The following is a 12663-nucleotide window of genomic DNA, read 5'->3' on the forward strand; positions in this document are numbered from 1 at the left end:
CCGTTACGGACATCGGCTGCGTTGCCCTCGACCCTGGATTTCATGAGTGCACTGCCGAGCCATTCGGCTGACTGTCGGGTTTCGGGTCGTCAAATTGCCACGCAAGCCTGACACGATGACAAACGCATAACAAGTACCTTGCATGGGATTGGAGAAAGTACCCAGGCACCGACTCCGATCGACAACGGAGACATCCTCCAAAGGAGAGAACGCATGTCAAACGAAGCAAAGTGCCCGTTCATCCATACCGCCGGCGGCGGGACGACCAATCGGGACTGGTGGCCGAAGCAATTGCGCCTCGACCTGCTCAACCAGCATTCGAACCGCTCCAATCCGCTAGACAAAGACTTCAACTATGCCGAGGCATTCAAGAGCCTCGACTACGCCGCGGTCAAGAAAGACCTCGCCGAGCTGATGACCGATTCGCAGCCCTGGTGGCCCGCGGATTTCGGCCACTACGGCCCGCTGTTTATCCGTATGGCATGGCATGCCGCCGGCACGTACCGCATCGGCGACGGCCGCGGCGGCGCAGGGCGCGGCCAGCAGCGTTTCGCGCCGCTCAATAGCTGGCCGGACAACGTGAGCCTCGACAAGGCTCGCCGGCTGCTATGGCCGATCAAGCAGAAATACGGCCAGAAAATTTCGTGGGCCGACCTGCTGATCCTGACCGGCAACGTCGCGCTCGAAACGATGGGCTTCAATACTTTTGGTTTCGGCGGCGGCCGCGAGGACACGTGGGAGCCGGATCAGGACGTCTACTGGGGCAATGAAAAAACCTGGCTCGGCGGCGACGTGCGCTACGGCAAGGGAGCGGCCGGCAGGGAAGACGACGAAGGCGTGCTGGTCGCCGACGAGGAGCTGCACGGCACCGAAAAGAGCCGTACCGATCCGCCCGGCCGCAACCTCGAAAACCCGCTCGGCGCGGTGCAGATGGGCCTGATCTACGTGAATCCGGAAGGCCCGGACGGCAATCCCGATCCGCTCGCCGCGGCAGTCGACATCCGCGAAACGTTCGGCCGCATGGCGATGAACGACGAGGAAACGGTCGCGCTGATCGCCGGCGGCCACACGTTCGGCAAGACGCACGGCGCGGCGCCGGCCGATAACGTCGGTCCGGAACCGGAAAGTGCCGGTCTCGAGGCCCAGGGGCTCGGCTGGCGCAACAGCTTCGGCACCGGCAGGGGCGGCGACACGATCACGAGCGGTATCGAAGTCACGTGGACCGCGACGCCGACGCAGTGGGACATGAGCTACTTCCAGAGCCTGTTCGGCCACGAGTGGGAGCTGACGAAGAGCCCGGCGGGTGCGAACCAGTGGGTCGCGAAGGACGCGCAGGCCACGTATCCGCACGCGCACGACCCATCGAAGAAAGTGCTGCCGACGATGCTGACGACCGACCTGTCGCTCCGCCTCGACCCGATCTACGAAAAGATCTCGCGGCGCTTCATGGCCAACCCCGACGAGTTCGCCGACGCCTTCGCGCGCGCGTGGTTCAAGCTGACGCACCGCGACATGGGTCCGCGCGCCCGCTATCTTGGCCCGGAAGTGCCGTCGGAGCAACTGCTGTGGCAGGATCCGATTCCGGCCGTCGATCACCCGCTCGTCGACGACAAGGACGTCGCGGCGCTGAAGCAGAAGATCCTCGCGTCGGGGCTGTCGGTGTCGCAGCTGGTCACGACCGCGTGGGCCTCGGCCTCGACGTTCCGCGGCTCGGACAAGCGCGGCGGCGCCAACGGCGCGCGCATCCGGCTCGCACCGCAGAAGGACTGGGCCGTCAACCAGCCCGCTGAGCTCGCGAAGGTGCTGAAGGTGCTCGAAGGCATCCAGAGCGAGTTCAACGGTGCGCAGTCCGGCGGCAAGAAGATTTCGCTTGCCGACCTGATCGTGCTGGCGGGTGGCGCCGGTATCGAGCAGGCCGCGAAGAACGCCGGGCAGCAGGTGACGGTGCCGTTCTCGCCGGGGCGCATGGATGCGTCGCAGGAGCAGACCGACGTCCAGGCGATCGCGGTGCTGGAGCCGGTCCACGACGGCTTCCGCAACTATCTGGGCGGCAAGTTCCCGGTGGCGGCGGAGAAGCTGCTGATCGACAAGGCGCAACTGCTGACGTTGACCGCGCCCGAGATGACGGTGCTGATCGGCGGCCTGCGCGTGCTGAAGGTGGGCGCTGGCAGCGAAGGTGTGCTGACGAGCAAGCCGGAAACGCTGTCCAACGACTTCTTCCGTAACCTGCTCGACATGGGCACGGAATGGACGCCGGTGTCGGAGGCCGCGGAAACGTTCGAAGGTGCCGACACGAAGAGCGGCGAGGTCAAGTGGACCGGTACGCGCGTCGATCTGGTGTTCGGCTCGAACTCGGTGCTGCGCGCCTTGGGCGAGGTCTACGCGAGCGAGGACGGCAAGGAGAAATTCGTGCGCGACTTCGTTGCCGCGTGGGCCAAGGTGATGAATCTGGATCGTTTCGATCTGGCTTGATCCAGCCAGTGCTGGCGAGTGGTTCTTTGCCACGTCGACGCAGTTTTTGACGGTGGATTTGCGAAGTCATCGAGCGCGCTTGCCGGGATGCCGGCAAGCGCGCTTTTTCTTCGCCTCGTCACTGCTTCTGCGCCGGCGGATACTCTTCGATCATCGGCTTGACACCGGTGAGCGCGCTGAACGCGAGCGTGTCCTGCGAATCGGCCGAGGTGCCGGAGGGCCAGCCTTGCACCGAGTTGCGTCACATGTTGAACTCGCCGAGAAGCTGCAGGCACTGGGCGGCGCGAAGCTGATACTGGCCACGGTGACGAGCGGCAAGGCGATGACCGCGACGCTCGGCGGTCTCGGCCTGAACGGCAAGCTCGTGATGGTCGGCGTTTCCGAAGAGCCGATCGAAGTGCCGATCGTGCATGGCGATGACATCCGATGTAATTGGCGAGCCGCGCGGCTGCCTCTACTCTTCGACTACCGCGCCGTCGCTCCGATGGCGCAAAGTCAAGGAGATACCATGTCCAGCTATCCCGTTCACACGATCGAGTCCGCTCCCGAGCAATCGAAACCCGTGCTCCGCAAACTGCAACAGGCGTTCGGCCTGATTCCGAACATCGCGGCCAAGATGGCGGCTTCACCGGTGCTGATCAACGGCTTCATCGGCCTGTTCGAGCGCGTGCATGCGAGCAGTCTGACCGAACCGGAGATCCAGACGCTGCTGCTCACCAACGCCGTGACGAACGCGAGCGAATGGGCGGTTGCGTTTCATACCGCGCTCGGCTTGAACGCGGGCCTGCGTCGCGCCGATGTCGAGGCGATCCGCCACGGCGGCGTGCCCGACGACACGAGGCTCGCGGCGCTGTCGACGCTCGCGCGCACGCTGATCGAAAAACGCGGCCGCCTCGACGATGAGGACCGGCAACGCTTCCTCGCGGCAGGTTTCAGCGCGGAGCAGATTCTCGAGGTGGTTGCGGCGGTCGCCGCGTCGACGATCACGAACTACACCGGCAGCGTGACCGAGCCGCCGCTCGAAGCGCAGTTCGCCGAATTCGCGTGGTACGCGCCCGCGCGCTGAAGCGATCCCGTTCAGGCATCAACAGGAGGGCAACACCATGAACGTCACGAGTCACGATCCGAAAGTGCAGCCGGGCGATCTCGGCGGTCTGTTGCGCTATTGGCGTGACGTGCGTGGCGTGAGTCAGCTCGATCTGTCGCTCGAGGCCGGCATCTCGCAGCGGCAGATCAGCTTCATCGAAAGCGGGCGCAGCGTGCCGGGCCGCGACACGCTGCTGACGCTCGCGCAGACCCTCGACGTGCCGCTGCGCGAGCGCAACGCGCTGCTGCTTGCCGCGGGTTATGCACCGATTTATTCGGAAGCACCGTGGAATGCGCAGGAAATGCACGGCGTGGTTCGCGCGCTCGAACGGGTCGTGCGTCAGCATGAGCCGTTTCCGGCGCTCGTGATGGACCGCGACTGGGACGTGCTGATGACCAACGACGCGGCCCCGCGCTTCTTCAACTGCTTCATCGACATGACCGCGCGCGAAGGCCCGCGCAACATGCTGCATCTGATCTTCGATCCACATGGCATGCGTCCGTTCGTCGCCGAGTGGGAGGAGGTCGCGCGAAGTCTGCTGCAACGCGTGTATCGCGAGTCGGTCGGTCATGTAATCGGCGCCAACACGAAGCGTCTACTCGATGAACTGCTTGCGTATCCCGACGCGCCGCGCGACTGGAAGACGCATCATGGCTCGTCCATGACACCCGCGACGCTGCCGATGGTTCCGCTCGGCTTCATCAGCGAGGGCGTGGTGCTGCGCTATTTCTCGATGGTCACGACCGTGGGCACACCGCAAAACGTGGCCGCGCAGGAGTTGCGCATCGAATGCATGTTCCCCGCCGACGACGCCACCGAAGCACGTCATCAGCAGCTGCTCGCGGCGCACGCGTCCCCGCAACCTCCAATATCGGCAAACCGTATGCCGTGATATAGCGATGTCTTCGATTTTTGGGCGATCATCCGAGCCGATCAGGTCGAGCAATCCGACGCCACTCTGGTTCCGCCGCGCGCCCAGTTCGCACGCGGCCATCATCCCCGACTTCGGCGACGTGACCGAGGTGCTCGCGCGGGCAGCTTCTTCGCGGCCGATGTGCAGGCAGGCGCGGGCCCCTTTCCCGGCCTCTATCTGCAAGAACTCGAGAAAATGGCCGACATCGACGCGTCGGCGTTGTTTTCGTAGTGCTTGACCCAGATCAAGCCGCCCGCCACGCTGGGGCTCATGATGCAAGCGCGTGACGCATTACGTTCCCGCCGGCGCTAGCCGACGCATGACACGACCAGGTTCAGGCGCGAACACGTTTGCCGCCACGCATCGTGTTTCATTCCGGCCATAGGAGAAGTCCGTCATGAAAGCACTCGTTTATCACGGTCCCGGCGAAAAGTCGCTCGACGAACGGCCGATACCCGAACTCACGGCGCCCACCGATGCAATCGTCAAAGTCGCCCGCACGACGATCTGCGGCACCGATCTGCACATTCTCAAAGGCGACGTGCCGACCTGCGAGCCGGGCCGCATTCTCGGCCACGAAGGCGTCGGTGTCGTGCATCAGGTCGGCGAGGCGGTGAGCGGGCTCGCGGCCGGCGATCACGTGCTGATCTCGTGCATCACCTCGTGCGGCCGCTGCGACTACTGCCGGCGCGGCATGTATTCGCATTGCACGACGGGCGGCTGGATTCTCGGTAACCGGATCGACGGCACGCAGGCCGAATATGTGCGCATTCCGCATGCGCAGAGCAGTCTGTACCGCATTCCGGCTGGCCTCGACGAAGAGGCGCTCGTGATGCTGTCCGACATTCTGCCGACCGGCTTCGAGTGCGGCGTGCTCAACGGCAAGGTTCAGCCGGGCTGCACCGTGGCGATCGTCGGCGCCGGGCCGATCGGTCTCGCTGCGCTGTTGACCGCGCAGTTCTACTCGCCGGCGCAGATCATCATGATCGATCCCGACGCGAACCGGCTCGAGGTCGCGCACCGCTTTGGCGCGACCGCTTGCATCGACAACGCGCGTGCCGATGCGGTCGCGCAAGTGCTGAAGCTGACCGAATCGGTAGGCGCCGACTGCGTGATCGAGGCGGTAGGCATTGCGCCGACGTTCGAGCTTTGCCAGCAGCTGGTCGCACCGGGTGGAACGATCGCGAACATCGGCGTGCACGGCGTCAAGTCTGATCTGCATCTGGAAAAACTGTGGGATCGCAACATCGCGATCACGACGCGTCTCGTCGATACCGTCAGTACACCGATGCTGATGAAGACAGTCAAGGCGGGGCGGATCGATCCCACGCGTCTGATCACGCATCGCTTCCGGCTCGACGATATTCTTTCGGCTTACGAAACGTTCTCCCGCGCGTCGAGCACGCGCGCGCTGAAGGTGTTGATCGAAGCGTCATAGACGGTCCCGATTTGATGCTGGACGTTTCGTCAGCGTGAAGGGGTTTGCAACTGATCGTTGGAGCGCCAGGTGCCAATTGCAGACAGCGCAGCCCGTCAAAACACCGCGCCGCCTACGACTACGGTCGCCGCAAGCGGGCGCGTGAGCACCGTGCGCGGCGCGGTCGTCGATGTCCAGTTCGACACGCACGAACTGCCGCCAGTCGATACCGCGCTGTGGATCACGCGGCCGGACGGGACCTCGATCCTCGCGGAAGCGCAGGCGCACACCAGCGAGCGCACGGTGCGCGCGCTGGCGTTGCAGGCCACCGCGGGCCTCGCGCGCGGCGCCGTCGTGCGGGTCGGCGCGGGCCCCATCGAGGTGCCGGTCGGCGACGCGGTGCTCGGCAGACTGCTCGACGTCGCCGGTGTGATGCGCGACGGCGGCGAGCCCGCGCCCGAGACCGTGGAACGCAGGCCGATCCATCGCGCCCCGCCGCCGCTCGCGGCGCAGCGCGGCGCCACGCGGCTGTTCGAGACCGGCATCAAGATCGTCGACCTGCTGACGCCGCTCGCGCATGGCGGCAAGGCCGCGATGTTCGGCGGCGCGGGCGTCGGCAAGACGGTGCTCGTGATGGAGCTGATTCACGCGATGGCCGCGCGCTATGGCGGCATGTCGGTGTTCGCCGGCGTCGGCGAGCGTTCCCGCGAGGGGCACGAAATGCTGTCGGACATGCGCGGCTCGGGCGTGTTGCCGCGCGCCGTGCTCGTCTACGGACAGATGAACGAACCGCCTGGCGCGCGCTGGCGGGTACCGCTCACCGCGCTGACCATCGCCGAGTACTTCCGCGACGAGCGCGGCCAGAACGTGCTGCTGCTGATGGACAACGTGTTTCGCTTCGTGCAGGCGGGGGCGGAAGTGTCGGGGCTGCTCGGGCGCATGCCGTCGCGGGTCGGCTATCAGCCGACGCTCGCGAGCGAGGTAGCAGCGTTGCAGGAGCGGATCGTGTCGGTGGGCAACGCGGCGGTCACGGCGATCGAGGCCGTCTACGTACCCGCCGACGACTTCACCGACCCCGCCGTGACGACGATCGCCTCGCACGTCGACAGCATGATCGTGCTGTCGCGCGCGCTCGCCGCCGAGGGCATGTATCCGGCGATCGATCCGCTCGCGTCGTCGTCGATCCTGCTCGATCCGCTCGTCGTCGGCGCGGAGCACGCGGCGCTCGCCAACGAGGTGCGACGCCTACTCGAACATCAGCGTGAGCTGCAGGACGTGATCGCGTTGCTCGGTATCGAGGAACTCGGCATCGACGACCGGCGCGCCGTGCAGCGCGCGCGCCGTCTGCAGCGCTTTCTGACGCAGCCGTTCGCGGTCACCGAGGCGTTCTCCGGACAGCCCGGCAGAACGGTCGCGCTCGCCGAGACGATCGTCGGCTGCAAGGCGATTCTCGCCGGGGAGTGCGACGACTGGCAGGAGCGATCGCTGTACATGGTCGGCGCGCTGGACGAGGCGCGCGACAACGAAGCCCGCGGCAGGTCGGCGGCCGCGAGCGCCGTCGCGGCGTGACGAGGAGTGTGCGATGCCCCGGCATGGCCTGTCTCTGACGATCGCGACACCGGCGCGCGTCATGGTCGACGGCTTGCCGGTCGTGTCGTTGCGCGCCGAGGATGAAAGCGGAGCTTTTGGCGTGCGCGTGGGGCATGCGGACATGGTCACGCTGTTGAGCGCATCGGTGGTGCGCTGGCGCACGGCGGATGGCGGCGAGCATTACTGTGCCGTCGATGGTGGCGTGCTGATCGTGTCGCACGGCACGGCCGTCTCGCTTGCGTGCCGCGAAGCGGTGCAGGGCGACTCGCTCGAAGCGCTCGAAGCGGACGTGCGCCGCGCGCGTGCCGCGCAGCTCGACGCGATGCGGCGCGCGCGCGTGGAGCAGACGCGTCTGCACGCGCAGGCCGTGCGCCAGATGCTGCGCTATCTGCGCCCGCAAGCCACACGTGGAGAACCGGGATGACGATGCGGCCTGCTGCCGGCAAGGCAAACGGGAAAACGGATGGCAAACGCGACGAACCTGGCGAACCCGCTGATCGCGTCGCGCAAGCCGCGCAGCGCGCGGCGAGCCGCGAGCGGACCGGGCGCGCGAATCCGGAGCCGTCGCTGGGCGCGCGACTCGGCCAGATCGGCATTCTCGGCTGGACGATCGTGCTGCCGATCCTGCTTTGCCTCGCGCTCGGGCGCTGGCTCGACCGCATCGCCGGTACGCGGGTGTTTTTTGCGGCGCCGCTTCTGATGATCGGCGCGGGCATCGGCCTATGGTCCGCATGGCGCTGGATGCATCGACAGCAAAGGAGAGATCGTGATTGACGCCACCACGTTTCATTTCACCGACACGCTCGTGCTTGCCGCCACGGGAATGGCGGTCGGCTTGCTGAGCGGTGCGCTGCACTTCGCGACGCTGCGCTGGAACGTCGCGTACTTCGCACGAGGACGCGTGCTGCGCGCCTTCGCGCTGCAACTGGCGCGGCTCGCGCTGACGGCCGCTTTATTCGTCCTGCTGGCGAAAGCGGGCGCGTTCGCGTTGCTCGGCGGCATCGGCGGTTTCCTGTGGGCGCGCGGTGTGGCGCTCGGCATGCGGCGAGCGGCGCCGTGATTCATTCGCCGCTCGTCACCGAGCCGCTCGTACGCCTCGGTCCGCTCGTGATCACCACGCCCGTGGTCGTCACGTGGGTGATCATGGCGGTCATGACGGTCGTCTCGCTGTGGCTCACGCGCAAGCTGTCCATCCTGCCGTCGCGCACGCAGACCGCGCTCGAACTGCTGGTCGGCACGCTCGACGCGCAAATCCGCGACACGATGCAGACCGAGCCCGCGCCGTATCGCGCGCTGATCGGCACGTTGTTCCTGTTCGTGCTGATCGCGAACTGGTCGTCGCTGATTCCGGGCGTCGAGCCGCCCACCGCGCACCTGGAAACGGATGCCGCGCTCGCGCTCGTCGTGCTCGCCGCGACGCTCGTGTGCGGCGTGCGCTCGCGCGGCTGGCGCGGCTATCTCGCGACGTTCGCCGAACCGGCCTGGGTGATGATTCCGCTGAACGTCGTCGAGCAGATCACGCGCACGTTTTCGCTGGTGGTGCGCCTGTTCGGCAACGTGATGAGCGGCGTCTTCGTGGTCGGCATCGTGCTGTCGCTGGCCGGGCTGCTCGTGCCGATTCCGTTGATGGCGCTCGATCTGCTGACCGGCGCGGTGCAGGCCTACATTTTCGCGGTGCTCGCGATGGTATTCATCGGCGCCGCCGTCGGCGAGTCGCGCGCCGCCGTTCACGACAATCAGAAAGGACCGGCATGAACCTCATCGAAATCGTCAGCATCGCCGCCGCCGCGCTCGCCGTGGCGTTCGGCGCGATCGGGCCCGCGCTCGCCGAGGGCCGCGCGGTCGCCGCCGCGATGGACGCGATCGCGCGGCAGCCAGATGCGGCGGGCACGCTGTCGCGCACGCTGTTCGTCGGGCTCGCGATGATCGAGACGATGGCGATCTATTGCCTCGTAGTCGCGCTGCTGTTGCTGTTCGCCAACCCGTTCGTCAAGTAGGGCATGCGATGAAAATCGACTGGTCGACGCTCGCGCTGCAGACGCTCAACGCGCTGATTCTGGTCTGGCTGCTCGCGCGCTTTCTGTTCCGTCCGGTCGCGAAGATCATCGCGGAGCGACAGGCGAGCGCGAATGCGCTGACGGGTGACGCGAACGCCGCGAAGCTCGCGGCGCAGGCCGAACGCGAGGCGCTGCGGGCCGAACGGGAGCAACTCGCCGCGCAGCGCGCGCAGGCGTTCGCGACGATCGAGGCCGACGCGCGCACACAGCACGCGGCGCTGCTCGACGCCGCGCACAACGAGGCCGAGCGGCTGCGCGCCCAGGCGGCTGCGGACCGGCAGCGCGAGCGCGCGGGCGAGGCCGAAGCCGCGTCGGCGGCGGCCGCGCAGCTCGCCGTCGACATCGCGGGCAAGCTGCTCGACCAGTTGCTCGACCGCTCGCCCGAGGACCTGCGCGTTGCCGGGTTCATCGACGGACTCGCGGACGGCGTGCGCCGGCTGTCGCCCGGCGCGCGCGCCGCGCTTGCCGGGGATGTGCCGCTGCATGTTAGCGCGCCGCGCGCGTTGACGCCGGACGAGCGCGCCGCGTGCGAAACGGCGCTCGCGGCCGCCTTCGCACAGCGCCTCGAATTCGATACCGACATCGACCGCACGCTGCTTGCGGGGCTCGAACTGTCGGGCGCGCACGCCGTGGTGCGCAATAGCTGGCGCGATCAGCTCGACCAGATTCACGGTGAACTGCTTCGCGACGATGGCCACGCGCGCTGACACCGCCGACGCGTGGCTCGCGCGCAAACGCGCCGCGCTCGCGCGCGTCGCGCTCGAACCGCGGGCGGCGAGCATCGGCCGCGTCGAACAGATCGCCGATGGCATCGCGTTCGTGTCGGGTCTGCCCGACGCCGCGCTCGACGAGGTCGTCGAACTCGAATGCGGCGTGCGCGGCTTCATTCATTCGCTCGACGTGGCGAGCGCGAGCGTCGTGCTGCTCGATAGCGGCGACGCGGTGCGGGCCGGCATGCGCGTCGTGGGGACCGGCAGCGTGCTCGACGTGCCGGTCGGCGACGCGCTGCTCGGCCGCGTCGTCGATCCGCTCGGTCGGCCGCTCGATGACGGCGAGGCACTCGGTGCCGTCACGCGTTTGCCTGTCGAGCGCGCGGCGCCCGCGATCATCGATCGCGACTTCGTCAGTGAACCGCTGCAGACGGGCGTGCTCGTCGTCGACGCGCTGTTCGCGATCGGGCGAGGGCAGCGCGAACTGATCATCGGCGATCGCGCGACGGGCAAGACCTCGCTCGCCGTCGAGGCGATCGTCAATCAGAAGCACAGCGACGTGATCTGCGTGTATGTCGCCGTCGGGCAGCGCGCGACGGCGGTACAGCGGGTGATCGACGCCGTGCGCGAGCATGGCGCGTTCGAGCGCTGCATCTTCGTTGTCGCCTCGGCGGCCGCGCCGCCCGGACTGCAATGGATCGCGCCGTTCGCGGGTGTGTCGATCGCCGAGTTCTTTCGCGATCGCGGCCAGCACGCGTTGATCGTGATCGACGACCTGACCAAGCACGCGGCGACGCATCGCGAACTCGCGCTGCTCACGCGCGAGCCGCCCGGACGCGAAGCGTATCCCGGCGATATCTTCTATCTGCACGCGAGACTGCTCGAGCGCGCGGCGAAACTGTCGCCCGCGCTCGGCGGCGGTTCGCTGACCGCGCTGCCGATCGCCGAGACCGACGCCGGCAATCTGTCGGCCTACATTCCGACCAACCTGATCTCGATCACGGACGGACAGATCGTGCTCGACGCCGCGCTGTTCGCCGCGAACCAGCGGCCCGCCGTGGATGTCGGCCTGAGCGTGAGCCGGGTCGGCGGCAAGGCGCAGCATGCGGCGCTGCGCGACGTCGCGGGCCGCTTGCGGCTCGACTACGCGCAGTTTCTCGAACTGGAGATGTTCAGCCGTTTCGGCGGTCTCGCGGACGCACGCGTCAACGCGCAGATCGAGCGGGGCAAGCGGATTCGCGCGCTGCTCACGCAGCCGCGTTTCAACGCGTTGCGCGTCGCCGATCAGATCGCGCTGCTCGCGGCGCTCGCCGCCGGCGTGTTCGACGGCGTCGCGCAGGAGGTGACGACGTGGGTGCGCGACAAGCTCAGCTCGGTGGACGACGCGCACACTGAGGCGGCGCCCGCGGCGTGGCTGCGCAACGCCCTCGACGACACGCTGCGCGACAGTCTGAGCGGGCGCATTCGCGCGCTCGTCGAGCGCGCGACGCACGAACGCGCGGGCGCGACGCAAGCGGCAGGGAACCCCGATGACCAGCAAGCTCGGTGAGATCGAAAGCCGTACCGCTTAGGCGAGGCAGATCGAAACGGTGATCGGCATCATGCTGGGACGTGTGCGTGCCACAAGTGGTATCCGTCCCGGGGACGTGGCAAAGCCAGGGGGCATGGGATGGCGCCCCGTTGCACGATCGAGCGCGAACTGCGCGCCTGAATGAGCACGGCCAGACGACAAAACCCGCCGCGCATGCCGGATTCGCGACGGGCTTCGTGAAGCGCCGAATGCGCGCAATCAGTCACTCCGCAAAACGCGTCACCACCGCGGCGCCGACCGTTTCCATTTTGACGAGCCCGGGTTTCGCGCCGACTGGCAGCACGGTGCGGCCCAACGACTCGTTGATGATCTCCGCCGCCGACAGATAGAACGCCAGCAGCGCGGTCAGCAGTCCGCCATAGCCTCCCGCGTGCCGCAGTGTGGCCGAACCGAGCCATTCGCCGGCCGCGAGCAGAAAGAAGGTTGCCCACAGCGCGACGAACACGCACTGCAGCGCGCGCGATGAGCGGAACGTCGCGATCCACATATAGAACGTGAAGACGCCCCACAACAGCAGATACCAGCCCACGAACGCGGCCGGCACCTGCTCGTGCAGGAACAACGCAAACAGCGCGAACGACCACCAGAACGCGCCATAGCTCAGAAACGCGGTGGCGCCGAACGTGTTGCCGCGCGGAATCTCCATCAGTCCGGCAACGATCTGCATGCTGCCGCCGAACGCGAACGCGACGGCGAGCACGAGACCGAGCGAGCCGCCGCTGAACCAGCCTGCGTTGATCATGCTGAGCAGCCACGTGGTCATCGCGAAAGCCGCAAGGCCGAGCGATGCGGGGTTGGGTGCGGTGGGTTTCATCGTGAAGTCTCC

General features: G+C 67.2%; 13 protein-coding genes and 2 pseudogenes. 13 read left to right on the forward strand and 2 right to left on the reverse strand.

Going from position 1 to position 12663, the window contains the following annotated elements:
- Window positions 1-213: 213 nt before the first annotated feature.
- Window positions 214-2472, forward strand: a complete 2259-nt coding sequence (gene katG, locus OKW39_RS01075) for a catalase/peroxidase HPI (RefSeq protein ID WP_429561851.1) — start codon at window positions 214-216, stop codon at window positions 2470-2472.
- A 136-nt stretch (window positions 2473-2608) separates the two neighbouring features.
- Here katG and OKW39_RS01080 read toward each other — a convergent pair.
- Window positions 2609-2713: pseudogene (locus OKW39_RS01080) on the reverse strand (alcohol dehydrogenase); the annotation flags it as partial.
- Window positions 2714-2722: 9 nt separating this feature from the next.
- On the opposite strand from OKW39_RS01080, the pseudogene OKW39_RS01085 reads away from it, so the two are divergent.
- The 12 genes and pseudogenes from OKW39_RS01085 to OKW39_RS01140 all read left to right on the forward strand — a co-directional run.
- Window positions 2723-2878: pseudogene (locus OKW39_RS01085) on the forward strand (alcohol dehydrogenase); the annotation flags it as partial.
- 102 nt (window positions 2879-2980) lie between these two features.
- The gene (locus tag OKW39_RS01090) at window positions 2981-3538 is read left to right on the forward strand and encodes a carboxymuconolactone decarboxylase family protein (protein ID WP_429563433.1); all 558 of its coding nucleotides are present in this window, start codon (window positions 2981-2983) and stop codon (window positions 3536-3538) included.
- A gap of 37 nt (window positions 3539-3575) precedes the next feature.
- Window positions 3576-4451 carry a helix-turn-helix domain-containing protein gene (locus OKW39_RS01095; RefSeq protein WP_429561852.1) on the forward strand — a complete coding sequence of 292 codons (876 nt, stop codon included), beginning with the start codon at window positions 3576-3578 and terminating at the stop codon, window positions 4449-4451.
- A gap of 418 nt (window positions 4452-4869) precedes the next feature.
- The gene (locus OKW39_RS01100; RefSeq protein ID WP_429561853.1) at window positions 4870-5910 is read left to right on the forward strand and encodes a zinc-dependent alcohol dehydrogenase family protein; all 1041 of its coding nucleotides are present in this window, start codon (window positions 4870-4872) and stop codon (window positions 5908-5910) included.
- A 75-nt stretch (window positions 5911-5985) separates the two neighbouring features.
- Window positions 5986-7458, forward strand: a complete 1473-nt coding sequence (gene atpD, locus OKW39_RS01105; RefSeq protein ID WP_429563434.1) for a F0F1 ATP synthase subunit beta — start codon at window positions 5986-5988, stop codon at window positions 7456-7458.
- A gap of 13 nt (window positions 7459-7471) precedes the next feature.
- Window positions 7472-7903 (forward strand): F0F1 ATP synthase subunit epsilon, encoded by a 432-nt coding sequence (locus tag OKW39_RS01110; RefSeq protein WP_090805169.1) that lies wholly within the window; start codon window positions 7472-7474, stop codon window positions 7901-7903.
- Window positions 7900-8253 (forward strand): AtpZ/AtpI family protein, encoded by a 354-nt coding sequence (locus OKW39_RS01115; RefSeq protein ID WP_409259876.1) that lies wholly within the window; start codon window positions 7900-7902, stop codon window positions 8251-8253. Before OKW39_RS01110 ends, OKW39_RS01115 begins: the two co-directional genes overlap by 4 nt.
- Window positions 8246-8539: an ATP synthase subunit I gene (locus OKW39_RS01120; RefSeq protein WP_429561854.1), complete on the forward strand. Its 294-nt coding sequence runs from the start codon at window positions 8246-8248 to the stop codon at window positions 8537-8539. The genes OKW39_RS01115 and OKW39_RS01120 overlap by 8 nt, the downstream gene beginning before the upstream one ends.
- The gene (locus OKW39_RS01125) at window positions 8536-9234 is read left to right on the forward strand and encodes a F0F1 ATP synthase subunit A (protein WP_090805797.1); all 699 of its coding nucleotides are present in this window, start codon (window positions 8536-8538) and stop codon (window positions 9232-9234) included. The genes OKW39_RS01120 and OKW39_RS01125 overlap by 4 nt, the downstream gene beginning before the upstream one ends.
- On the forward strand, window positions 9231-9476 hold the full coding sequence (locus OKW39_RS01130; RefSeq protein ID WP_090805166.1) for a F0F1 ATP synthase subunit C: 246 nt from the start codon (window positions 9231-9233) through the stop codon (window positions 9474-9476). Before OKW39_RS01125 ends, OKW39_RS01130 begins: the two co-directional genes overlap by 4 nt.
- An 8-nt stretch (window positions 9477-9484) precedes the next feature.
- The gene (locus tag OKW39_RS01135) at window positions 9485-10243 is read left to right on the forward strand and encodes a F0F1 ATP synthase subunit B (RefSeq protein WP_429561855.1); all 759 of its coding nucleotides are present in this window, start codon (window positions 9485-9487) and stop codon (window positions 10241-10243) included.
- Window positions 10227-11795 (forward strand): F0F1 ATP synthase subunit alpha, encoded by a 1569-nt coding sequence (locus tag OKW39_RS01140; RefSeq protein ID WP_429363699.1) that lies wholly within the window; start codon window positions 10227-10229, stop codon window positions 11793-11795. Before OKW39_RS01135 ends, OKW39_RS01140 begins: the two co-directional genes overlap by 17 nt.
- A 244-nt stretch (window positions 11796-12039) precedes the next feature.
- On the opposite strand, the gene OKW39_RS01145 is transcribed toward OKW39_RS01140, so the two are convergent.
- Entirely contained in the window at window positions 12040-12651 is a 612-nt protein-coding gene (locus OKW39_RS01145; protein WP_090805160.1) for an acetate uptake transporter, read from the reverse strand.
- Between the last annotated feature and the right edge of the window lie 12 nt (window positions 12652-12663).

The organism is Paraburkholderia sp. MM6662-R1, assembly GCF_050436245.1.
Lineage (GTDB): Bacteria > Pseudomonadota > Gammaproteobacteria > Burkholderiales > Burkholderiaceae > Paraburkholderia > Paraburkholderia tuberum.